19 protein-coding genes are annotated in these 24,054 nt (G+C 64.6%); all 19 read left to right on the top strand.

Features of this window, described 5'->3' with window-relative positions:
- Positions 1–9 precede the first annotated feature (9 nt).
- The 19 genes from epsE to BM269_RS20080 all read left to right on the top strand — a co-directional run bounded on the left by epsE (position 10) and on the right by BM269_RS20080 (position 24,044).
- Positions 10–801: a polysaccharide export protein EpsE gene (epsE, locus tag BM269_RS20170; RefSeq protein WP_090441087.1), complete on the top strand. Its 792-nt coding sequence runs from the start codon at positions 10–12 to the stop codon at positions 799–801.
- Between the two features lie 9 nt (positions 802–810).
- Positions 811–2,217, top strand: coding sequence for a chain length determinant protein EpsF (gene epsF, locus BM269_RS20165; RefSeq protein WP_090441084.1), 1,407 nt, complete (start codon positions 811–813; stop codon positions 2,215–2,217).
- Positions 2,218–2,228: 11 nt separating this feature from the next.
- A complete protein-coding gene (epsG, locus tag BM269_RS20160) occupies positions 2,229–3,101 on the top strand; it encodes a chain length determinant protein tyrosine kinase EpsG (RefSeq protein ID WP_090441081.1) in 873 nt (290 codons plus the stop codon).
- 1 nt (position 3,102) lies between these two features.
- Positions 3,103–3,978, top strand: a complete 876-nt coding sequence (gene xrtB / locus BM269_RS20155) for an exosortase B (RefSeq protein ID WP_229204717.1) — start codon at positions 3,103–3,105, stop codon at positions 3,976–3,978.
- On the top strand, positions 3,975–4,661 hold the full coding sequence (epsI, locus tag BM269_RS20150) for an exosortase-associated protein EpsI, B-type (RefSeq protein WP_090441077.1): 687 nt from the start codon (positions 3,975–3,977) through the stop codon (positions 4,659–4,661). Before xrtB ends, epsI begins: the two co-directional genes overlap by 4 nt.
- Positions 4,662–4,667: 6 nt before the next feature.
- Positions 4,668–6,206: a hypothetical protein gene (locus tag BM269_RS20145; RefSeq protein WP_090441074.1), complete on the top strand. Its 1,539-nt coding sequence runs from the start codon at positions 4,668–4,670 to the stop codon at positions 6,204–6,206.
- 153 nt (positions 6,207–6,359) lie between these two features.
- Positions 6,360–8,735: a heparinase II/III domain-containing protein gene (locus tag BM269_RS20140; protein WP_229204716.1), complete on the top strand. Its 2,376-nt coding sequence runs from the start codon at positions 6,360–6,362 to the stop codon at positions 8,733–8,735.
- A 25-nt stretch (positions 8,736–8,760) separates the two neighbouring features.
- Positions 8,761–10,269, top strand: coding sequence for a lipopolysaccharide biosynthesis protein (locus tag BM269_RS20135; protein WP_090441072.1), 1,509 nt, complete (start codon positions 8,761–8,763; stop codon positions 10,267–10,269).
- Entirely contained in the window at positions 10,266–11,387 is a 1,122-nt protein-coding gene (locus BM269_RS20130) for a glycosyltransferase family protein (protein ID WP_090441069.1), read from the top strand. The genes BM269_RS20135 and BM269_RS20130 overlap by 4 nt, the downstream gene beginning before the upstream one ends.
- The gene (locus tag BM269_RS20125) at positions 11,384–12,358 is read left to right on the top strand and encodes a glycosyltransferase (protein WP_170860441.1); all 975 of its coding nucleotides are present in this window, start codon (positions 11,384–11,386) and stop codon (positions 12,356–12,358) included. Before BM269_RS20130 ends, BM269_RS20125 begins: the two co-directional genes overlap by 4 nt.
- A 3-nt stretch (positions 12,359–12,361) precedes the next feature.
- Positions 12,362–13,615 (top strand): glycosyltransferase, encoded by a 1,254-nt coding sequence (locus BM269_RS20120; protein ID WP_090441064.1) that lies wholly within the window; start codon positions 12,362–12,364, stop codon positions 13,613–13,615.
- A complete protein-coding gene (locus tag BM269_RS20115; RefSeq protein ID WP_090441061.1) occupies positions 13,596–14,942 on the top strand; it encodes a phenylacetate--CoA ligase family protein in 1,347 nt (448 codons plus the stop codon). Before BM269_RS20120 ends, BM269_RS20115 begins: the two co-directional genes overlap by 20 nt.
- Complete coding sequence (locus tag BM269_RS20110; RefSeq protein WP_170860440.1) at positions 14,939–16,006, top strand: glycosyltransferase family 4 protein; 1,068 nt, start codon at positions 14,939–14,941, stop codon at positions 16,004–16,006. Before BM269_RS20115 ends, BM269_RS20110 begins: the two co-directional genes overlap by 4 nt.
- Entirely contained in the window at positions 16,003–17,961 is a 1,959-nt protein-coding gene (locus tag BM269_RS20105; protein WP_090441055.1) for an alginate lyase family protein, read from the top strand. The genes BM269_RS20110 and BM269_RS20105 overlap by 4 nt, the downstream gene beginning before the upstream one ends.
- Entirely contained in the window at positions 17,958–19,268 is a 1,311-nt protein-coding gene (locus BM269_RS20100; RefSeq protein ID WP_090441052.1) for a nucleotide sugar dehydrogenase, read from the top strand. The genes BM269_RS20105 and BM269_RS20100 overlap by 4 nt, the downstream gene beginning before the upstream one ends.
- A complete protein-coding gene (locus BM269_RS20095) occupies positions 19,252–20,493 on the top strand; it encodes a glycosyltransferase family 4 protein (protein WP_090441049.1) in 1,242 nt (413 codons plus the stop codon). The genes BM269_RS20100 and BM269_RS20095 overlap by 17 nt, the downstream gene beginning before the upstream one ends.
- A complete protein-coding gene (locus BM269_RS20090; protein ID WP_090441047.1) occupies positions 20,490–21,644 on the top strand; it encodes a nucleotidyltransferase family protein in 1,155 nt (384 codons plus the stop codon). The genes BM269_RS20095 and BM269_RS20090 overlap by 4 nt, the downstream gene beginning before the upstream one ends.
- Positions 21,641–23,056, top strand: coding sequence for a mannose-1-phosphate guanylyltransferase/mannose-6-phosphate isomerase (locus tag BM269_RS20085; protein WP_090441045.1), 1,416 nt, complete (start codon positions 21,641–21,643; stop codon positions 23,054–23,056). Before BM269_RS20090 ends, BM269_RS20085 begins: the two co-directional genes overlap by 4 nt.
- Positions 23,037–24,044 (top strand): TIGR03790 family protein, encoded by a 1,008-nt coding sequence (locus BM269_RS20080; protein ID WP_090441042.1) that lies wholly within the window; start codon positions 23,037–23,039, stop codon positions 24,042–24,044. Before BM269_RS20085 ends, BM269_RS20080 begins: the two co-directional genes overlap by 20 nt.
- Positions 24,045–24,054: the final 10 nt, after the last annotated feature.

The following is a 24,054-nucleotide window of genomic DNA, read 5'->3' as shown; positions in this document are numbered from 1 at the left end:
GGAGCAATCATGAAACGACTATTGATGTGGATGATGGCGCTGGCCTGTGTGCTGGGTGTCGGCATGGCCCAGGCCGCCGACCTGACGCTGGGCGCCGGCGACGTGATCAAGGCTTCCGTGTTCGGCAACCCCGACATGGCGACCGAAACCCGGGTCAGCGAATCGGGCAAGATCACCTTCCCTTTGCTGGGCGAAGTCAAGGTCAGCGGGCTGACGGTGCAGCAGGCCGAACGTGCGATCGGCGAGCAGCTGGTCAAGAAGGGCTACCTGAAAAACGCCCAGGTCAGCATCATCGTCTCGCAGATCCAGAGCGCGCAAGTGTCGGTGCTGGGCATGGTGAACCGTCCCGGGCGCTATCCGCTTGATGGCGGCAAGCGCGGCGTGATGGATATGCTGGCGCAGGCGGGCGGCTTCAATGTCGATGGCGGCGATACAGTGAGCGTGGTGCGCACCCGCGACGGCAAGACCAGCAAGACCGTGATCGACGTGGTCGACATGGTGCGCAACGGGGCCCTGGACAAGGAGATCGAACTCGGTCCCAACGATGTGATCTATGCCGAGCGTTCGCCGCGCTTCTACATCTATGGCGAAGTGCAGCGTCCGGGTTCCTTCCGGCTGGAACGCACCATGACGGTCAGCCAGGCGCTGGCGGTCGGCGGCGGCCTGACGCCGCGCGGTACCGAGAGCGGCATCAAGATCAAGCGCCGCGGCGGCGACGGTTCGGTACAGGTGATCGCCGCCAAGAACGAAGACGTGGTGCAGACCGACGACGTCATCTTCATCAAGGAAAGCTGGTTCTAAGGAGGATGTATGAATTTCGCCCAGTTCCTGCTGATCCTCCAGGCGCGCAAGAAGATCGTGCTGCTGACCTTGCTGGTCACGGTGGCCGCCACCCTCGTCGTCAGCCTGCTGCTGCCCAAGACGTATGAGGCAACCAGCTCGCTGGTGATGAATTACAAGGGCGTCGACCCGCTGACCGGGATGGCCTTGCCGGGCCAGCTCATGCCCGGCTATATGGCGACGCAGATCGACATCATCAGCAGCAAGAATGTCGCGCTGCGCGTGGTGGACCAGCTGAAGCTGGCCGAAAGCCCGGCCGTCATCGCCCAGTTCAACGAGTCGACCGGCGGCAAGGGCACGGTGCGCGACTGGCTGGCCGAGCTGCTGCAAAAGAAGCTGGATATCGTGCCGTCCAAGGAAAGCTCGGTGCTGAACGTGACCTTCAAGGCGTCCGACCCGCAGTTCGCCGCTGCGGTGGCCAATGCTTTCGCCGACGAGTACCAGAAGATCAATGTGCAGCTCAAGGTGGAGCCGATGAAAAAGGCCACCAGCTACTTCAACTCCCAGTTGAAGGTGCTGCGCGATAACCTGGAAGTGGCGCAGGCCAAGCTGTCCAAGTACCAGCAGGAGCATGGCATCGTCAGCGTCGACAACCGGCTCGATGTGGAATCGATGCGCCTGAACGACTTGTCGGCGCAACTGGTCGCGGCGCAGTCGCAGGCCATGGAGGCCAATTCGCGGCAGGCGGTGGCGCACGGTTCCGGCAGCGCTTCGCCTGACGTGACGTCCAGCCCGGTGGTGCAGAACCTGCGCGTCAACCTGGCGCAGCAGCAATCCAAGCTGGCCGAGATGGGGCAGCGCCTGGGCCGCAACCATCCGCAATACCAGAGCGCCGCGGCGGAAGTGGCGCGGCTGCGGGCCGGCCTGAACGAGCAGACCGCCCTGGTCGCCTCGTCGGTCAGCAACAACGCCAACGTGTTCGCCCAGCGCGAAGCGGCATTGCGCACGGCGCTGGCCGACCAGAAGACCAAGGTGCTGCAGCTGAACCGCCAGCGCGACGAAATGAATGTGCTGAACAAGGATGTCGAGAGCGCCCAGCGCGCCTTCGACAATGCTTCGCAGCGCTCGTCGCAGACCCGCATCGAGGGCGGCAACGACCAGTCCGACGTGTCGGTACTGAACCCGGCCGTGGCGCCGATCGAGCCGGCCGGCCCGCGCGTGATGCTGAACACCGTGCTGTCGCTGCTGCTGGGGACCATGCTGGGCATCGGCATCGCCATGCTGTCCGAGATGTTCGATCGCCGCGTGCGCTCGGAAGCCGACATGGCCGAGGTGCTGCACATACCGGTACTGGCCACGATCGACTGGAATCCGCCGCGCCAGCGCCGCTTCGGCCTGCCGCACCTGCATGCGCCGCGCACGCTGCGGCTGAATTGAGGAGGAGCTGAATGAACAGCCCATTGCATTTCAATCCCGCCTCGCCGCACGGCGTCGGCGATGCGACCATCGGCGCCTTGCTGCAGGAAGCGGGCAAGCTGACGCCGGAAAATACCGATGCCGTGCTGCGCATGCAGGAGGAGACCGGGATCCGCTTCGGCGAAGCGGCGCAGGCGCTGGGCATGGTCAGCGCGGCCGACATCCAGCAGGTGCTGGCGCGGCAGTTCGACTACCCCTACGTTCCGTCCGGCGACAAGTGCTTCTCTTCGCGCCTGGTGGCGGCGTATGACCCGTTCAGCCGCCAGGTGGAAAAGTTGCGCGCGGTGCGCGGCCAGCTGATGCTGCGCTGGTTTGCACGCGGCCACAAGTCGCTGGCGATTGTCGGCGTCGAACCGGGCTCCGGCACCAGCCTGTTTGCCGCCAACCTGGCCGTGGTGTTCTCGCAGCTGGGGCAGAACACGCTGCTGGTCGACGCCAACCTGCGCCAGCCTTCGCAGCATGAGATCTTCAACCTGCAGGGCAAGTCCGGCTTGTCCGACATGCTGGCCGGGCGCGCCACGATGGCCGCGGTGACGCGCATCGACGCTTTCGAATCGCTGGCCGTGCTGGGCGCCGGCACGCTGCCGCCGAATCCGGCAGAACTGCTGGCGCGCAAGGATTTTACCGGCCTGAATACCCAGCTCGAGGCGCTGCACGACGTGGTGCTGTACGACACTTCGGACGTGCTGACCGCCCACGATTCGCTGCCGGTGATGGCGCGCGCCCGTGGCGTGCTGCTGGTGGTGCACCGCAATGCCACCTCGCTGTACGATGTGGCGGCGCTCAGCGAACAGGTGCGCTATGCAGGCGCCGAAGTCGTCGGCTCGGTCCTGCTGGAGTTCTGACGTGGATCCGGGCCTGGCCATCCGCCCGCTTCTCGAAGAGAAACGCGACGCGCTGCCCGACTGGCTGCCGGTGTTGCTCGGCATGCTGGTGCTGTATGTGCCCACCTTCCACCGCCTGTTCACCGGCTTGTGGGCCACCGAGGAGCAAGCCCATGGACCGATCATCCTGCTGCTCGCCTTGTGGCTGATGTACCGGCAATGGCCGGCCATGCTGGCGCGCGCGGACGGCCAGCCGTCCGCCACCGGCTGGCCGGTGCTGGGCGTGGGCTTGCTGGCATATATCCTGGGCCGCTCGCAAGGCATCGTCGCCTTCGAGATTGCCTCCTTCATCCTGCTGCTGGCTGCGGTGCTGATGCTCAAATGCGGCCATGGCGCGCTGCGCGTGCAATGGTTTGCCTTCTTCTTCATGGCCTTTATGGTGCCGCTGCCGGGACCGTTGGTCGGCATGCTGACCATGCCGATGAAGATGGCGGTGTCATGGGCTACCGAACACCTGATGTATGCGGCGGGGTATCCGATCGCGCGCAGCGGCGTGATCCTGCAAGTGGGACAGTACCAGTTGCTGGTGGCCGATGCCTGCGCCGGCCTGCAAACGCTGTTGACGCTGGAAGCGCTCGGACTGTTCTACCTGAACGTGGTGCGTCATTCCTCGGCCTTCCGCAACGTGGCGCTGGCCTTGCTGATCATCCCGATCTCCTTTACCGCCAACGTGATCCGGGTGATCACGCTGTCGCTGGTGACCTATTACCTCGGCGACGCGGCCGGGCAGGGCTTCCTGCATGGCTTTGCCGGCATGGTGCTGTTCATTACGGCGCTGCTGCTGATTATCGGCGTGGACGCTTTCCTGCAATGGTTCGTCAAGTGGCGCAATTCATGAAAAAATCGATGATGGTAAGCGTCGTGCTGGGCGCGCTGATGGTGTGTTCCGCTGCGGTGACGCGGGCCCTGACGCCGACCGCACGCATGGCCGATACGGCGGGGCGCTTCAGCCTGGAGCAGATGGTGCCGCGCAATTTCGGCGAATGGCAGGTCGACGCACGGGTCATCCCGCTGCAGGTCGATCCCGCCACCCAGGCCAAGCTGGACAAGATCTACAACCAGACGCTGAGCCGTACCTACGTCAACCGCAATGGCGAACGCATCATGCTGTCGATCGCTTACGGCGGCGACCAGAGCGACAATATGGGCGTGCACAAGCCGGAAGTATGCTATACGGCGCAAGGCTTCACCGTGCGCGACGGCGAGCAGGGCAGGCTCGATACCGGCATTGGCGTGTTGCCGGTGAAGCGCCTGTTTGCCATTGCCGGGGCGCGCCAGGAGCCGATCACCTATTGGATCACGGTCGGGCGCAAGGCCACCATGCCGGGCGTCGAGCAGCGCTTGCAGGAATTGCGCTACGGCTTGAGCGGCACGGTGCCGGACGGGATGCTGGTGAGGGTATCCAGCATCAGCGCCGAAACCGGGACGGCTTACGCGCTGCAAGACCAGTTCGTGCGTTCGCTGCTGGCGGCGCTCGATCGGCCCGCACGCGAGCGCCTGGTCGGCGTGTTCGGCGAATAGGGGGCGATGATGCGCCTGCCATTGTTCCATCGCGCCGCGACGGCGACAGCGACTGCGGCCGCCAACCCACGCGCACTGGCCCGCCCGAACCGCGGGCTGCCGCTGATGCTGTTGCTGCCGTTCATGCTGTTGGCGATTTTCGTCGGTATGGTGGGCGGGCTCGATTCGCCGCCGCTGATAGCCATCGTCGGCACGGCCGTGCTGTCGGTGCTGATGCTGTTCGTGCTGCCGCTGCACGGCATGTTCTGGTGCCTGTTCGTGCTGACCTTCCTGCTGCAAGGGTCGGCCGTGTATTTCCTGAAATTGCGGCCGTCCGCCTGGCTTGCCTTTGGCCTGGCGATCCTGTTCTTCTGCCGCGCGCTGCTGGACCTGGTGGTGCACAAGCGCGAACAGCGGCGCATGCGCAAGGGTGACGGCTCCACCGTTGAAATCGCAGCGCTGCTGTTTGTGGCGGCCTTTGCCGTCAGCCTGGTGTTCAATCGCGTGCCCAAGTCGCAGATTTTTTCCGCGGCCAAGGCCATGCTGCCGATGTTCTCGGTGCTGTTCGCCTTGTACTGGTTCCGCTGGAAGGAAAATCATTTGGAGGCCAGCTGGCGCATGATGTTCTGGGTGGTGCTGATCCAGGTTCCGGTCGTGTTGTACCAGCACTTCTTCGTTGCCACGGCAACCAGCTTCGATTCGATCGTCGGCACCTTTGGCGGTACGCCTGGCTTTGGCGGCAACAGCGCCATCATGGTCTTGTTCACCGTGCTGGCCATGGGCTATGCGGCGGCGCGCTGGAACGCGGGCCAGATGTCGGGCAAGGCGATGTGGGCGTTCCAGGCGGTCGGCTTTGCCATCATCCTGCTCGGTGAAGTGAAGGCGGCCTTCATCTGGCTGCCGCTGGTGCTGGCCTGGGTGCTGCGGCGCCGTATCCTGCGCAGCATCGCTGCCTTCATCGGTTTCGCCGTGCTGCTGGCAGCTTTCATCGGCACCACCTATACCGTGTACGAAACCCTGTACTGGGGCAAGAAGGTGCAGTCGGCGCACAACGTGGCCGAGAAGCTGGACCGTGGCGGCGGCTACTTCTTTGATCCGAACAACGTCAATTACCGCACCGGTGAAGTCAGCCGTGCCGCCTCGCTCGCGCTGTGGGCCAACGACCCGCTGGCAACGGTGCCGCGCCGCCTGGTGGGATACGGCCCCGGCGCGTCCAAGCCATCCGGCCTGCTTGGTGCGGGGGAGGTTGCCAAGCGTTACCAGCCCTTGCACCTCGATGCCACCGCGCTCGGCATTTTGCTATGGGATGTGGGCCTATTGGGCGCTCTCGCTTATGGCTCCATGCTACTGTTTTCCCTGCTAGCTGCCTGGCGCTACGTGCGCCGAAAACAAGGTAGCGTGGCCCAGCTCGCGCTGGCCGATACCTGCGTCGCAGCCATGTTGCTGTTCCTGATGATGCTGGTCTATAACCGCGCGCTGATGGATGAACCCACCGCCCAGCTGCTCCTGATGATGTGCATGGGGACGATTGTCCAGTTATGCCGTTTCAGCGCGTCCCAACGCTAGGGAATTGTGTCATTTCTGAGCGACACTGTTACAAAACTTTTGTCGCACAGGAACGAATTTGTGAAATGCGTGATGTAGACTTTCCTTGTTGTGGCGGATCAAAAGCGTTGTTAACTTATTGATTCGCAAACGAAATTGTCTGGAGAGTATCACATGAAATTCGTTAAATATTCCCTCTTGCCCTATGCCGTTTTCGCAGCCCTGAGCACGTTCGCCCCCGCCAGTCGCGCCGACTGGGCGATCTCCGCCAACATCGAAGCCGTACGCCCCGCGCCGGACAAAATGCAGTTGCAGCCGCAGAATCCGCCCGGCTTTTCCTGGTCGCGTTATCCGATTGCGACCTCGTCCACCTGGTACCTGGTGATCATCCAGCCGCCGGGCACCGCATCGCCGATCAAGCATGCGGTACCGCGCAACTGGCTGTTGCCGACCCATGCGTTCCCCACTGCCGGCATCTATACCTGGAAAGTCGCGCCTTTTACCCGCACGCAAGCGATGAACGATGCCGATGCGGCGGCGCGCGCCAAGGCCAAGGCCGCCGGTTCCAACCTGGCCCAGATCGAAGCGGCTGCCGAAGCTGCGGTGGTGCCGTTGGCTGAAACGGTGGCGAAAGACTGGTCGACCGTGCGCAGTTTCACCATCGACAGCAGCGCCACCAAGTTCGAGGTGTACGACAATGCGACCTTGCGCGACAATGTGCTGCGGCATGGCCGCTCGCGCATGCTGTCGCCGACTTTCCTGCCTTACCTGAAATGGAATACGGCCACGGTCACCGAGCGCGGCGACCAGGTGCGGCGCCTGATCGAAACCGTGCAGTCGCGCATGAGCATGGCGCCGGTCAAGGACAGCGATTGGCCGCTGCTGAGCAGCGGGACCATGACCACCGCGCTCAGCAACCAGAACTCGGACATCCGCAACCGCATCAACCGCACCGCGCATCAGGTGGAAGCGGCAGCCCTGTTGTACCGCTTGAAACAGGGCGAGGCGATCGCTACCGCTTACCTGAACGAAGCGATCAAGCGCGGCGATGAGCTGGCGGCGTTGAGCCCGACCGGGCCGACCAGTTATGCCAACCAGGACCAGGCGACCCGCACCATTGCGATGTCGCTGTCGAAGGCGCTGGACATGTTGTGGAATAACCTCGACGCGACGCGCAAGGCCAGCTGGCAATCGAATATCGCGCGCCGCACTACCGATATCTACAACGATCTTGCCGGCAGCAATGGCCGCATGGACCAGTATCCTTACGATGCCCATGGCGGCAATACGCTGGGCTTCCTGGCCCTGATCGCGGCCCTCAACCTGGGCGATGTGCCGGCGGCCCAGACCTGGTTCGACTTCGCCGTGCGCACCTATGTGCACCAGGTCTACACCTGGAGCGGACCGGAAGGGGGCTATGCCAACGGTACCGCATACGGCCAGGCGGCGGCCGACTTTTCGGTGCAGATCTGGGACCCGCTGAGCCAGGCGCTCGGTGTTTCGATCTACCGCAAGCCCTGGTCGGACGGCTTCCTGCGCTTCATGGCGCACTTCGTGCCGCCCGGTACGCCGAACCATGTGTTCGGCGATGGCCATGAAGACGTGCCGAACACCTATCTGTTGAAGGCTTTCGCTTCGCGCTTCAATACGCCGGCTGCCAAGTGGTACTACAACAGCATGACCGGGGTGGAAGACCCGTTGACGCTGCTGCAGGCGCCATCGCCGCTGCCGGTCAACACTGTCGCGAGCGCGGTGCCGCCGCCGAACGGTGCGTTCTACCCGAGCGTGGGCTGGGCCGCCATGCACAGCTCGATGGCCGACACGAAACGCACTTCGCTGTATTTCAAGGCCAGCCCTTACGGCTCGTATAACCACAGCCACGGCGACCAGAATTCGATCGTGTTGAACAGCGGCGGCAAGCGTTTGCTGATCGAGGCCGGTTATTACGACTGGTACGGCTCGCCCTTGTGGAGCAGCTGGTACCGCGCGACCAAGTCGCATAACGCGGTCACCTACGACAATGGCATTGGACAGCGGATCGAAGGCAATACGGTGAACCTGGGCCGCAACGGCAAGATCACCGGCTTCTCGACCACCTCCGCCATGGACTACGTGGAGGGCGATGCGACGCCGGCATTCGAAGGCGCGCTGTCGCTGAATCGGCGCAAGGTATGGTATTTCCGCAGCCAGGATGCGGCCGTGGTCATGGATACGCTGACCGCACCGGTGGCCCATGCCTGGGAATGGAATTTCCATGCTGCGGTGGCCATCACGGCCAATGCGGACGGCACGGCAACCATCGTCAACGGCGACCGTTCGCTGTGCGTGAAGTCGATCACGCCGGGGACCACCCTGGTCAAGCGCGACGGACCGGCGCCGCGCACCGGCATTGAGGGCCATGCGGCATTTACGCGTCCGGCCGCAGTCAAGGGCGAGTTCGTGGTGTTGCTGGACGTGGGCTGCAAGAAGCCGGCGGTCAAGCTGACCACCGGCACCACCAGCCGCGTGCTGACGGTGGGCAGCCAGACCATCACGCTGCCGCTGCCTTGAGCCGCCGGGGAGACTGAGCCATGCTATGACCGCACCATACTCGGGCTCCCAGACGCGGCGCAATATCGCCGCTTTCCTGGTAGGCAAGGTGCCTACCGCCGTGCTGACAGCCAGCGTGCTTGGGCTGTCGGCACGCGTGCTGCCGGCTGCCGAATTCGGCCACTATGTGGTCGGCATGGCGCTGGTGGAACTCGTCCTTGGGCTATCGAGCTTTGGCCTCGATTGGGTCCTGTTGCGTTTCCTTCCCGAATATCGCCTGCGCGGCAGCCGCCATGCGCTGGCGCGCCTGGTCATCGGCGTGGCGGCTTGCCGCCTGTTGCTGCTGGGGCTGGTGGCCGGCGGTGTATGGCTGGCGCGCGGCTTGGATTGGCTGCCTGCCAGCTTCCCGCCCGAACTGGCAGCCGTGGTGGCGATCCTGCTGGTGGTGGAGGGCGTGATGCGCATCCTGCGCGACAACACGCTGGAAGCGCTGGCCCTGCAAACGCGCATGCAGATCGTCACGGTGCTGCGCGGCACGGTCATTGCCTGCGCCTTGCTGGCAATCGATGGCGGCACGGCGCGCACGCTGCTGCTGGCGGAGCTCGGGGCCAGCGTTGGCGCGCTGCTGCTGGGGGCGGCATTCGTCGCCCATGCCGTGCGCAAGCTGCCGGCGCAGGCGCAGCAGGGGTGGCAGCAGCCAAGCCGCGCGCAGATGCGGGCGGTGGCCCTGCATAACTATGCCAGCGGCATTGTGGAATACCTGTATTCGCCGTCCTGCCTGATCCTGTTGCTCGCGCGCAGCCAGGCGCCGGAAGCCATGGCGGGGCTGGGATTCGTCCTGCGTTTGACCGATATCATCCGCAACTACATGCCGGGCATGGTGATTTTCTCGGTAGTGCGCTCGCGCATGATTGGCGCGTATGCCGGCAATCGCGATTACGGCGAACTGCAGCGCTGGGCGCATTTCGTGTTCAAGGTCAGTGCACTGAGCTTGTTGCCGGTGCTGGCGGTAGCGGCGGTGTACGGCGACCTGGTGCTGCAGCTGGCCAGCGGCGGGCGCTTCGGCGAATACCGTCTGTTGTTTGCGGTGTTGTGCGGCTGGTTGGCGCTGCGCCTGCATCGCCTGATCCTCAACGTGGTGTGCAATGCGGTTGGCCTGATGGGGATGTGGGCACTGGCGTCGCTGTGCTCCTTGCTGGTGCTGCCTGTGCTGGCCTGGCCCGGTGCCGCGACGCTGGGACTGTGGCTGGTGCCGGCAGCCTTGCTGGGCAACGAGTTGATCGTGAACGGGCTGGTCGTGGCAGGCATGCGGCGGCGCGGCTTCGCCTGGCCACTGGGCTGGCGCTGGTGGGCGCGCGCCTTGCTGGCGATCGGTGCGGCGGCCGTTGTGGCATGGCTGTTGCCGGGGCAAGGCGTGCTGGCTGCTACCGTGGGAACTCTGCTGTTGTGCGCCGTTTTTGCGGTAGCGCTGTTATTGTCGGGTGCGATTGATGAGAAAGATCGACAGCTTATCAACCGAGTGCTGGGACGCCAACTACTGCGCGAGGTTTCATGAAAGTACTTGCCATCTATCCCGGGTTGAATCCCACCTTCGACGAGGTGGCGCACGTGCTGCCGCCGCTGGTGGCGAAAGGCGTGGCGGTGCAAGTCGTGACGTCGCGCGTGTCCGCGCTGAAGAGTTCGGAGACGGGCGCGGCCTACGAGAATTTCCAGGGCGTGCCGATCCACCGCATCTTTCCCAGCCTGCGCGCGCTGTCGCATGAGGCGGAGCGCTACCTGCCGCAGGTGCGTGAAATCGCCGACGCCTTCAAGCCTGATGTGCTGCTGGTGAATTCCTTCCACAGCTTGCCGTTGCTGGAACTGCTGCGGCCACTGTACCCGGTGCCGGTGCTGCTGCGCGTGGAGTCGGCCGATCCGGTGCAATTGCTGCGCCGGCGTTATTACGGCGGCGTGCCGGCCATCGGCCGCGTCGCCGGGCGCATGCGCTGGTGGCAGGTGTGCGGGCAGGTGGATGCGCTGATGAGCAATGATCCTGCCGACTTGCCGCAGCTGGCAACGCTTGGCTTGCGCGGGCGGCGCGCTTATTATGCGGCGCATTGCGCGCAGCGGCCGGCGGACTGGCGCCCGGCGCGCGAACGGCGGCAGGGTGAAATGATCTACGTCGGCTCGCTGATCCGCCACAAGAATTGCGAGCGCTGGCTGGAGACCGTGCCGGCCATCCTTGAACACACGCCGGTGGAGCGCTTCGTGGTCATTGGCCGCGGGCCGTATGCCCATATCGTGAAAAAATTGCAGGAGCGGCTGGGCGATCGTGTCGAACATGTGGAAGGGGTGACCCGGATCGAGGCGTTGCAGCGCCTGTCGTCGGCATGGTTTGCCTACACGGAAAGCCATTCCGGCTGGGGCTTCCTGTGCGATTCGTGGTCGACCCGCACACCGGTCCTGTGCCCGCAATCGACGTTCAGCATCGTGCCCGGCTGGACCGGCATGATGCCGCAGGACGTGCCGGCCATGCTGGCCACCATCAATCGCCTGTACGACGACGCGGAGTACTACAGCACCTTGCAGGACGGCGGCGCCTTGCGCTATGCGTCGGAGCACACAGCCGATGTAGTCAGCCGCCAATACCTGCAGATCCTGCGCGAAGTGGTGGCGGAGGGAAGGCGGCCATGATCCATGTGCTTCTTCCGCAAGCCGGCAGCTATCGGGATATCACCGACTACCTGCGCGATCGCGGTGCGCGCGTGACGGTGGTCGGTTCCGGCACGCCGGGGATGAGCGGCAAGCTCGCCATTGTGCTGTCGATGTTCTCGCCCAAGCTGCTGCGCTGTTTCGGCCTGTGGACGACCAAGGACCGCTTGCTGGTCGTCGGCTGGCAGGCGTTGCCGGTGCTGGCGCTGGTCAAGGCGCGCCTTGTGCCGCGGCCGGAACGCCTGCTGGTGATGAGTTGCTTCGTGCACGGCAAGCGGGCGCGCCGCCTTGCCGACCGCGTGCTGCGTACGCTACGCGTGCCGGGCCTGGGCTTTATCGCCTTTTCGCCCGGCGAGGCGCGCAACCTGGTACAGGCTGTCGGCATGGCGCCGCAGGACGTGCATTGCCATCTTTGGCGGCAGGAGCTCGATGGGCGCGCGTCGCCACAGGACGATGACGGCAGCATTTTCGCCGGTGGTTTCTCCAACCGCGATTACGACCTGCTGCTGGAGGCGGCCGAACCGCTGCCGGCGCCGCTGGTCATCGTCGCATCGCAGCGCAACCAGATCCGCCAGCCGGCGCGCGACAGCACGCGCATCCTGCGCGATCTGCCGGAGGCTGAATTCGAAGGCCTGCTGGCGCGCAGCAGCGTGGTGGCGATGCCGCTGCGCGGACTCGGCGAAGCGTGCGGGCAAAGCGTGCTGCTGCGTGTCCTGCGGCATGGAAAGCCGCTGGTGGCAACCCGCCACGAGGCGATCGAAGCCTATCTTGGAGAAGACTACCCGGGCTTCGTGCCGCACGACGATGTGGCGGCCATGCGCCAGGCGCTGGCGCGCGCGCTGGAACAGCCGGCGCGGCGCGAGGAGCTGGCGCAGCGCGTGCGATTGGCGGCGGGAAGGCTGGAAGGGCGAGGCGAACCGGGCGCTGAAATCGAGCAGTTCTTGCTAGGATGAAGCATGGCTCGCCCAGTACGCATCTTGCAGCTCGTGCCGGAACCCTTGCCGACTTTTCGCGCCGACGTGGCGACCCTGTTTGGAAAATACCTGCCACGCCATGGCGTGCAATGCCACCTGGTTGGCAAAGGCAGCGCGGCGCCTGCCGATAACCAAGGCTTTGCCTCTTCACGGCGGGCACGCATTGGTGCGCGCTGGAAAGCGGAGCTTTCCTTTCTCTGGCTATGCCTGCGCGCTTTGCTCGGTGCCAACCGCCGTAGCCACGATGCGGTGCAAGTGCGCGATATGGTCAGCATTGGGCTGTTGGCGTTGCTGGTGGCACGCATGAAGGGATTGCCGATGATGTACTGGCTGTCATACCTGATGAGCGAAGGACGCATCGAGCGCGCGCAAGACGAGCTGGCGCGGCTGCAGGGCAAGCGCAGCGTGCGCCGCCTGCGGGCGCTGCTGGTGCTGGCGAAAGGGCGCGCCGAGCGCTGGCTGCTGTACCGCGTGCTGCTGCCGCGTGCCGATCATGTGTTCGTGCAAAGCGAGGCCATGGCCAGCCTGGTGGCGCGGCATGGCGTGCCGGCTGGGCGCATCAGCGCGGTACCGATGGGGGTCGACATGGAGGCGGTCGCGCGGCCGGAAGCGCGGCCGGCGGCACGCTCCTGGCCCGGTTGGGAAGCGCGGCCGGTGGTCGCCTACCTCGGCACGCTGGACCGGGCACGCTGCTTGGAGCGCGTGCTCGATGCGCTGGTGCTGGTGCGGCGCGAGCTGCCGCATGCCAGCCTGCTCCTCATCGGCGGCTCGCCGCAGCAGGGCGATGTGCCGCTGTTGCTTGGTGCGGCGCGCGAACGGGGACTGGCGGATGCGGTGCAGGTCACCGGTTGGCTGCCGCCCGCGCAAGCCTGGGAATACCTGCTTGGAGCGCAAGCCGCCATATCGTACGTGCCGCGCGGCGCCCTGTACGACGTCAGCTCGCCGACCAAGTTGCTGGAGTACCTGGCGCTGGGCATGCCATGCGTAGGCAACGACATTCCGGACCAGGAAGCCGTGCTGGCCGCGAGCGGCGCCGGCTGGCTGGCGGCCAGCACGCCGCAGGCCATGGCGGAAGGCTTGCTGGCCATCTTGCGCGATCCGCAAGCTGCGCGCGAACGTGCAGCGGCCGGCCCTGCGTATATCGAAGCGGCGCGCAGCTACCGCGTGCTGGGCGCGGCGGTGGCGCAACGCTATCAGAACCTGGTGGGAGGCGATCATGCTGGCCGAATTGCGTAAGGAATTCCTGTATGGCGGCCGCGCACTGGTGCGCGACAATGCGCTGAGCCAGGGCCTGGTGCGGCGCCTGCGGCGGCACGAGTTGATGGACGATTACGCGCTGAAGGTGCTGGGCGACAAGCTGTTGCACCGCAGCCTGCAGGCGGCCATCGCCAAGCTGCCTTACTATGCGCACATCACCACCGATTTCTCGCCGGTCGAGGCGCGGCATGCCTTGCGCGAGTTGTTCCCGATTGTCGACAAGTCGACCTTGCTGGAGCATCCCCTGGCGCTGTATCCGAACGGTGGCTCCCGGCGCCCATGGCAGGCGCTGGGGAAGACCAGCGGGACGACGGGGACGCCGCTGGTGATTATCCGCAGCCTGCAGTCGGTGCAGATGGAACAGGCCTTCATCAAGCGTCACTGGAGCTGGGCCGGCTATGTTGACGGCATGCCGCGCGCCACCCTGCGCGGCGACATGGTGGCGGGACTGGACCGGCAGCGCCCGCCGTTCTGGTTCGAGAACCGCTACAACCGGCAGCTATTGCTCTCGTCGCGGCACCTGACCGACCACTGCGTCGATTCCATCATCGACAAGCTGCGCGACTATGCGCCCGCCATGATGCAGGCATACCCGTCCACTGCCTACGCGCTGGCGCAGCAACTTGAACGGCGCGGCACGAGCCTGTCCATCCCGCATCTGTTCACGGCCTCCGAACCGCTCTACCCGCACCAGCAGGAGCTGATCCGCGAGCGCCTGGCGGCAAAGATCATGGACATGTACGGCATGGCGGAGCGGGTGGCCTTTGCGACGCAATGCGAGTACGGCTCCATGCACATCAATCCGGACTATTCGCATGTCGAAATCCTGGACGAGCATGGCGAACCAACCGACGGCTATGGCCATGTGGTCGGTACCACTCTGCATAACCTGGCGATGCCGCTGTTGCGTTATCGCTTGAGCGACCGTACGCGCTGGAAGCACGGGCACTGCCTGTGCGGCCGGCCCTTCCCGATGATCGAGCCGGTCACCGGCAAGCTGGAGGACCGCATCACCGGGGGCGATGGTTCCGAAATCAGTCCTTCGGTGCTGACCTTTGCTTTCAAGGGCGTCGAGAACGTGCGCAAGTCGCAAGTGGCGCAGGTGGGGCCCGGCGCGTGGGAATTGCGGCTGGTGCCGGATCTGCGATTCTCGCAGGCGGACCAGGACAAGCTGCTGCACAACATACGCCACCTGGTCGATGCGACGGTACAGGTGAAGGTGGTGCTGCGGGACGACCTGCCGAATACGGCGGCGGGCAAGTTCCGCTGGGTGGTCAATGAATGGAAGGATGGACGCCGCTCATGAAGACCATAGTGATGCTCGGGACCGGAATGGACACCATGGGCGGCATCGCGTCCGTGGTCAGGGTATATGCGCAGGCCGGCATGCTGCGGCGTTTTGGCGTGCGCTACCTGGCCACGCATTGCGACGGCAGCAAGTGGCGCAAGCTGCGCGTGATGCTGGCGGCCTACGCGGCCTTTGCCGCGATGCTGATGCGCGGGCAGGTGGGGCTGGTGCATGTGCACCTGGCGTCGCGTGCCAGCTTCTGGCGCAAGTCGGGCTTTTTCCTGCTGGCTTTTGCGGCGCGCGTGCCGGCCATCCTGCACCTGCATGGAGCTGAATTTGCAGTGTTCTACGGCGAAGAGTGCGGGCCTTGGCGCAAGCGCTTTGTGCGCTTCATTTTCGATCGCAGCACGCGGGTGGTGGTGCTGTCCGAGGCTTGGCGTTGCTGGGTGGAGGGCATGTCGCGCAATCCCCATGTCGAAGCAATCTACAACCCGGTGCTGCTGCCGGCTGCCAGTGCGTGGGAACAGCGGCGGCGCGGTGCCGTGCTGTCATTGGGGCGGCTGGGCCGGCGCAAGGGCAGTTACGACCTGCTGCAGGCGGCGGCCCGGGTGGCGCCGCAGGTGGCGGCGCTGGAATTGCGGCTGGGCGGGGATGGCGAGCTGGATGCGGTGCGCGAGCGCGCGGCGCAACTGGGCATTGCCAGCCACATCAACCTGCTGGGCTGGGTGGGCGCGGAAAGCCGCCAGCAGCAATTGGCGCTGGCCTCGTTGTATGCGCTGCCTTCGTACAACGAGGGCTTGCCAATGAGCGTGCTGGAAGCCATGGCGGCGGGCTTGCCCGTGCTGGCCACGCCGGTCGGCGGGATTCCGGAAGCGGTGGCCGACGGCGTGGAAGGCTTCCTGGTCGAACCGGGAGATGTCGAAGCGCTGGCGGCGCGCCTGGCACAATTGCTGGAAGACGAGGCGCTGGCAAGGCGCATGGGGGAGGCGGCGCGGCGCAAGGTGGAATCCACCTTCAGCAGCGATGCCGTGTTGCCGCGGCTTGAGCGGCTGTATCGCGAACTGGGATTTTTGCCGCAATGACTGCACTGGCCTGGAAAATCAATCGCCTCAAACTGATGGGACCTGCCGAAGTTGTCTGGCGCGTGCACCAGCTGGCGCGCCGCAAAGCTGCCGCGATGGGGCTCGGGCTGGCGAGCTATCCGCCGGTACCGGCCCTGGACCGCTTTGGCGCTGCCTTTCTCGCCGCCCCGGAACAGGTGGACGTCGCTGCGCTATGCATGGCTGCGGATGCGCTGCTGGCCGGGCGCTGGAACGTGTTTGCGCTGGAAGGGGCGCCGTTGGGCTTTCCACCGCAATGGAACCGCGATCCGCGCACCGGCACCACGGCGCCAATGGCACCGGGTCCGTCGATCGATTACCGCGACTCTGCGCTGGTGGGCGATATCAAATACCTGTGGGAGCCGAGCCGGCACCTGGAACTGGTGACGCTGGCGCAGGCCTGGCGCGCCACCGGCGAGCGCAGATACCGGGACGGCGCGCGCACGCTGCTCATTTCCTGGCTCGACCAATGTCCCTACCCGCAAGGCGTGCACTGGGCCAGTTCGCTGGAACTGGGCGTGCGCCTGCTGAACTGGTCGGCCGCATGGCAATTGTTGGCCGGCAGCCTTGATGACGACTGGCGCCACCGCTGGCTCAATGCGGTCTACAAGCACTGCCACTTCATCAGCCACCATCTGTCGCGCCACTCCTCGGCCAATAACCATTTGCTCGGCGAGTACATGGGCTTGTACATCGCCAGCCTGCAATGGCCTTGCTGGCCGGAGAGCGTGCGCTGGCGCGCCACGGCTGAACGCGGCCTGGTCGAGCAGGGCTTGCAGCAAAACTGGGAGGATGGCGTCAACAAGGAGCAGGCGATCTACTATCACCATGAGGTGATGGACATGATGCTGCTATGCCAGCTGGCGGCGCAAGCCAACGGCGCCAGTTTCCCGAGCGGATGGCTGGCGCGCCTGGAACGCATGGCGGAATTTCTCGCGGCCGTGATGGACGTGGGCGGCAACGTACCGATGACCGGCGATGCCGACGACGCCCGGATGCTGCGCCTCGATGCATCGTCCGCGCCGCCGTATCGATCGCTGCTGGCCAGCGCGGCGCTGCTGTTCAAGCGCGCCGACTTCAAGGCCAAGGCTGGCGTGCTCGACGATCGCAACCGCTGGCTGTTTGCCGATGCCGACGCGCGCTGGGCGGCGTTGCCCGCGCCCGCGGCCGGCGCACGCGAAACGCCGCGCCTATCCTTCCCCGACGGCGGCTACTACCTGCTCGGAGCAGGCTTCGGCACGGCGCAGGAAGTGCGCATCGTGGTCGATTGCGGCCCGCTAGGCTATCTCTCGCTGGCGGCACACGGACACGCCGACGCGCTGGCATTCACGCTCTCGATGGGCGGACAGGAAATGCTGGTCGATCCCGGGACCTATGCCTACCATACGCATCGCCAGTGGCGCGATTACTTCCGCAGCACGGCGGCGCATAACACGGTGCAGGTTGACGGTTTGGACCAGTCCGAGATCGGCGGCAACTTCATGTGGCTGCGCAAGGCCAACGCTGTCGCGTTGTCACACGACGCGACTCATTTCTTTGAGGGAAAACAAGACGGCTATCTGCGCTTGCGCGATCCTGTCATGCATCGCCGTGCCATTCGTTTCGATTCCAATCGGAACGCGGTGATCGTGGAAGATACCCTAGAATGTTCTGGCGAGCACGAGGTAGCCCTGCACTGGCATTTTGCAGAAGGCTGCCATGCCGAAACGGTTGGGCAAGCTTTGCATATCGCCAAGCGTGATAAGGGTTTGCACATGTCATGCCAGTTCGGGAATGGGCCGCAACTCCATTGCGCCGGCACGGCGCCAATCGCGGGATGGATCTCGCGCAGCTTTGACAGCAAAGCCGGCATCACGACAGCAGCGTGGCGCGGAGCGATACGCGGCACCAGCACGATCGTGACCGAAATTACCTTACTAGAAGGAGCGTCATCGTGAAGATCAGTATCTTTGGCATGGGCTATGTAGGTGCAGTTTCGGCAGGCTGCCTGGCGGCGGAGGGCCATACGGTGATCGGGGTCGATCCGAACCGCACCAAGGTAGGGCTGATCAACGAAGGCCGTACGCCGATTATCGAAAAGGATATCGGCGAGATGATCGCCGGCGCGGTGCGCGACGGCCGCCTGCGCGCCACCGACAGCGTGCGCGATGCGGTGATGGCGAGCGAAATTTCCCTGGTGTGCGTCGGGACGCCATCGCAACTGAACGGCAATCTTGACCTGAGCGCTGTACGCAAGGTGTGCGAGCAGATCGGCCATGCCTTGCGCGAGAAGGAGTCTTTCCACGTGGTGGTGGCGCGCAGCACCATGCTGCCGGGCTCCATGCGTTCACTGGTGATACCAACGCTGGAACAGGCGTCGGGCAAGCGCGCGGGCATCGACTTCGGCGTGTGCAGCAATCCGGAATTCCTGCGCGAAGGGACGGCGGTGCACGACTACCACCATCCGCCGAAGACGGTGATCGGCGAGACCGACGAGCGTTCCGGCGAACTGCTGCTGCAACTGTATGCGGGCATGGATGCACCGGTCGTGCGCACCGACGTCGAGACGGCGGAAATGGTGAAGTACACCGACAATACCTGGCACGCGCTGAAGGTCGATTTCGCCAACGAGATCGGCAATATCTGCAAGGCGGTCGGCATCGATGGCCACGAAGTGATGGAGATCTTCTGCAAGGACACCAAGCTGAATCTCTCTCCCTACTATATGAAGCCGGGCTTCGCGTTCGGCGGCTCCTGCCTGCCGAAAGACGTGCGGGCGCTGGTCTACAAGGCGCGCCAGCTCGACCTGGAACTGCCGCTGCTGAATGCCATCCTGCCTTCCAACCACAAGCAGGTGGAGAAGGGCTTGAAGATGGTGATGGAAAAGCCCGGCAAGAAAGTCGGCATCCTCGGTTTCTCGTTCAAGGCCGGCACCGACGATCTGCGTGAATCGCCGCTGGTCGACGTGATCGAGCACTTGATCGGCAAGGGCTATGACCTGCGCCTGTACGACAAGAATGTAAAGCTGGCGGCGCTGACAGGAGCCAACCAGGACTACATCATGAATATCATTCCCCACATCTCGCGGCTGATGGTCGACTCGATGGATGCGGTGCTGGCCTTTGCCGACACGGTGGTGATCGGCAATGGCGCGCCGGAGTTCCATTGCGTGCCCGACAGGCTGCGGCCCGGACAGCACCTGGTGGACCTGGTGCGTGTCTCCGGCAAGCAGAGTGAAGGGGCATACGATGGCATCTGCTGGTAATCGGGCGGAGCAGCGCCGTGTCCTCATCATCGTCGAAAACCTGCCGTCGCCGTTCGACCGGCGCGTATGGCAGGAGGCGACGACGCTGCATGCCAATGGCTACCAGGTGGCGATCATCTGCCCGACCGGCAAGGGCTATGAGGCACGCTATGAGGAGCTGGACGGTATCCACATCTACCGCTACAAGCTGCCGATGGAGGCCGAAGGCGCCCTGGGTTATGCCATCGAGTATTCGGCGGCGCTGTTCCATAGTTCGCGCCTGGCGTGGAAGGTGCTGTTCCGCCACGGCTTCGATGTGATCCACGCCTGCAATCCGCCCGACCTGCTGTTCCTGGTCGGCGGCTTCTTCAAGTTCGCGCTGGGCAAGCGCTTCCTGTTCGATCACCACGACATCAATCCTGAACTGTATGAAGCCAAGTTCGGCCGGCGCGACTTCTTCTACAAACTGACGGTGTGGCTGGAGCGGCTGTCGTTCCGCACCGCCGACGTGTCGATCGCCACCAACGATTCCTACAAGCGGATTGCGGTCGGTCGCGGCGGCATGGACCCGGACAAGGTGTACGTGGTGCGCAGCGGGCCCAAGCTGGACCGGCTGCGCGTGCTGCCGCCGGTGGCGCAGCTGAAGCAGGGCAGGCGGTTCCTGGTCGGCTATGTCGGCGTGATGGGCGCGCAGGAAGGCATCGACCTGCTGCTGCAGAGCGCGCGCGTGGTGGTGCACGAGATGGGGCGGCGCGACGTGCATTTCGGCCTGGTGGGCGGCGGCACGTCGCTCGAGCAGATGAAGGAGATGGCGCGCGAGCTGGGCGTGGCGGAATACGTGACCTTCACCGGGCGCGTGCCGGACCAGCAGTTGCTGGAAATGCTGAACACGGCCGACGTGTGCGTCAACCCGGACGTGGCCAACGAGATGAACGACAAGTCCACCATGAACAAGATCATGGAGTACATGGCGCTGGGAAAACCGATCGTGCAGTTCGACCTGACCGAGGGCCGGGTATCGGCGCAGGAGGCGTCGCTGTACGCGATAAAGAACGACCCGGTCGACATGGCCGTGAAGATTGTGGAATTGCTGGACGATCCGGAGCGGCGCGCCCGCATGGGTACCTATGGGCGCAACCGAGTAGTCAACGAGCTCGAATGGGAATACGAGGCACCCAAGCTGCTGGCAGCGTATGAGCGGCTGTACTCCGCACCCGAGCTGATTCTAGAAAAGGACAACCCATGAAAGCAATGATTCTGGCGGCCGGCAAGGGCACGCGGGTGCGCCCTTTGACCTATGAACTGCCCAAGCCGATGATCCCGATCCTCGGCAAACCCGTGATGGCCTATCTCGTCGAGCACTTGCAGCGGCACGGCGTCAGCGAGATCATGGTCAATGTCAGCTACCTGCACGAAAAGATCGAGGAATATTTCGGCGAGGGCCACCAGTTTGGCGTGCAGATCGGTTATTCCTTTGAAGGCTATACCAACGACCAGGGCGAAGTGGTGCCGCAGCCGATCGGCTCCGCCGGCGGCATCAAGAAGATCCAGGAGTTCGGCGGGTTCTTCGACGAGACCGTGGTGGTGCTGTGCGGCGATGCGCTGATCGACCTGGATCTGAAATCGGCGCTGTACGAGCATCGGCGCAAGGGCGCGCTGGCGACCGTGATTACGCGCGAAGTGCCGTGGGAGAAGGTGAGCAGCTATGGCGTGGTGGTCAGCGACGACGATGGCCGGGTGATCGAATTCCAGGAAAAGCCCTCGCGCGCGCAGGCCAAATCGAATTGCGCCAGCACCGGCATCTATCTGTTCGAGCCCGAGGTGATCGACCTGATTCCATCGGGCCAGGAGTTCGATATCGGCTCCGAATTATTCCCCCTGCTGGCGCAGCGCGGATTGCCGTTCTACTGCCAGACGCGCAAATTCGACTGGATCGATATCGGCAGCGTGAAAGACTACTGGGAAGTGCTGCAAGGGGTGCTGACCGGTGGCGTAGCCCATATGACCGTGCCGGGCGTGCAGGTGGAGGAGGGCGTGTGGGTCGGCCTGAACACCAGCATCGACTGGAATGGTTCCCGCATCGTCGGGCCGGTATATATCGGCTCCGGTTGCCGCATCGAGGCCGGTGCCACCATCATCGGGCCGACGTGGATTGGCCACGGCAGCCACATTCGCAGCGGGGCAAGGGTAGTGCGCAGCGTGTTGTTCGAATATACTCGGGTCTTACCAGACGTTACGCTCGACGAACTCATCGTGTTCAAAGAGTATAGTGTCGACCGCGCTGGCGAAATGCAGCATATTTCGCAAGCAGAAGGCGGCGGATGGGCGAATGCGCGGGACCGCCGCGCGACCCGGCGTGCCGCGTACAATGTTGCCAAAGAGACAACTCTGATATGAAAATTTATCCCGTCATCCTGTCCGGCGGCGCCGGCACCCGCTTGTGGCCCTTGTCGCGTGCGGCATTGCCGAAGCAATTGTTGCCCCTGGTGTCGGACAAGACGATGTTGCAGGAAACCGTACTGCGCCTGGGTGGCCGCAACGGCATGATGGCGCCGCTGGTCGTATGCGGCAACGAGCACCGCTTCCTGGTGGCCGAACAGATGCGCGACATCGGCGTCCATCCGCTCGGCATCCTGCTGGAACCGGTGGGCCGCAATACCGCGCCGGCGGTGGCCGCCGCCGCCCATTACCTGAAAGCGATCGACCCCGAGGCGGTCATGCTGGTGCTGCCGGCCGACCACGTGATCAAGGACGTGGACTCTTTCTACGCGGCGATCCAGCGCGCCGCCACCCAGGTGGAGGGCGGGGCGCTGGCCACCTTCGGCATCGTGCCGACAGCGCCTGAAACCGGCTACGGGTACATCCAGAGCGGCGAACCCTTGCCGGCCGAAGGCTGCTTCAAGGTCGCCAGGTTCGTCGAGAAGCCAAACCGTGAGACTGCGCAAGGCTTTATCGAGGCCGGACACTTCTTCTGGAACAGCGGCATGTTCCTGTTCCGCGCCGACGCCTACTTGCATGAGCTGGCGCAATTCCAGCCCGATATGGCCAGGTTCAGCGAAGAAGCGGTAAGCAAAGGCTATCGCGACCTGGATTTCTGCCGCCTCGACGAGGCAGCGTTCACGGCCTGTCCATCCGATTCCATCGACTACGCAGTGATGGAACATACCAAACAGGCTATCGTGGCGCCAGCATCGATCGGCTGGAACGACGTCGGTTCCTGGTCTGCCCTGGTGGACGTGCTGGAGTCGGACGGCAACGGCAATGTGACGCGCGGCGACGTGTACACCGATAGCGCCAGTAACTGCCTGGTGCGCGCGGAGGGCCGCATCGTGGCGGCAATCGGGGTGCAGGACCTGGTGATCGTGGAGACCTCCGATGCAGTGCTGGTGGCGCACAAGGACCACGTACAACGCGTGAAGCAGGTGGTGGACCACCTGAAGGCCAACGGCCGCACCGAGCACCTGCACCATACCAAGGTGTACCGCCCTTGGGGCTCTTACGAGGGCATCGACATGGGCGACCGCTTCCAGGTCAAGCGCATCATCGTCAACCCGGGCGGCAAGCTGTCGCTGCAGATGCACCATCATCGCGCCGAACACTGGGTGGTGGTGTCGGGCACCGCGCGCGTGACCTGCGGCGACAAGGTGACCCTGCTGACCGAGAACGAGTCGACCTATATCCCGATCGGCATGAGCCATCGCCTGGAGAATCCGGGCAAGCTGCCGCTGCACCTGATCGAAGTGCAGTCGGGCAGCTACCTCGGCGAGGACGATATCGTTCGCTTCGAGGATGTCTACCATCGCGGCTAAACGCTGCGCCTTAGCCGCGCTCCTGCTGGTTGCAGCCGGATTTGCAACCGGGGCGCGGGCCCAATTGCAGCCGGCCCAGCTCGGGCTGGTGGTCAACGATGCCGATCCCGCCAGCGTGGCGCTGGGCGCCTACTACGCGCAGTTGCGCGGCATCCCGCCGACGCAGATCGCCCACGTCAGCGTGCCCGGCAAGCCGCACCGCCTCGATGCCGATGCGTTTGCGCGGCTGAAAAACGAGATCGACAGCCAGCTTCCCGCGCAGGCGCGCGCCGTGCTGTTTGCCTGGACGGCGCCGTACGCGGTCGAATGCAACAGCCTGACGTCGGCCTACACCCTGGGCTTCGATGCCGCGCAGTGCGAACGCAGTTGCGCGCCGGGCCGCAAGAATCCCTACTTCAATGCCAAGCAGCTGCCGCCCGGGATGCGGCTGTCGATGCTGTTGCCGGCCGAACCGCTGGACGTGGCGCGCGCGGTGGCCGAGCGCGGCAAGGCAGCCGGCTTCAGCCTGCCGCAAGCCGGCGCCTACTTCCTGCAGACCAGCGAAGCCACGCGCAATAGCCGGGCACGCTTCTTTCCGCCCAGCGGTGCGATCCCGGCGCGCAAGCTGACCATTCATGCGCTGAAGCAGGACGTGCTGGAGGGCGCGCAGGACATCATGTTCTACCAGACCGGGCTGGCGCGCGTCGGCAAGCTGGAGACGCTGCGCTTCCTGCCCGGCGCCCTGGCCGACCACCTGACTTCCTACGGCGGTGACTTGCTGGGCAGCGGGCAAATGAGCAGCCTGCGCTGGCTGGAGGCCGGCGCGACCGCCAGTTACGGCACGGTCAGCGAACCCTGCAATCACTGGCAGAAGTTCCCCCATCCGCACATCCTGTTGCAGCATTACCTCAGCGGCGCCACTGCCATCGAAGCCTATTGGCGCAGCGTCGCCTGGCCCGCGCAAGGCTTGTTCATAGGCGAACCGCTGGCGCGGCCCTACCCTCGTTAGTCCGTTCGGA

The organism is Duganella sp. CF458 (genome assembly GCF_900113115.1).
Taxonomy (GTDB): domain Bacteria; phylum Pseudomonadota; class Gammaproteobacteria; order Burkholderiales; family Burkholderiaceae_D; genus Rugamonas.
The sequence above is the reverse complement of the archived record's forward strand: the minus strand, read 5'-3'. Positions and strand labels throughout refer to the sequence as shown.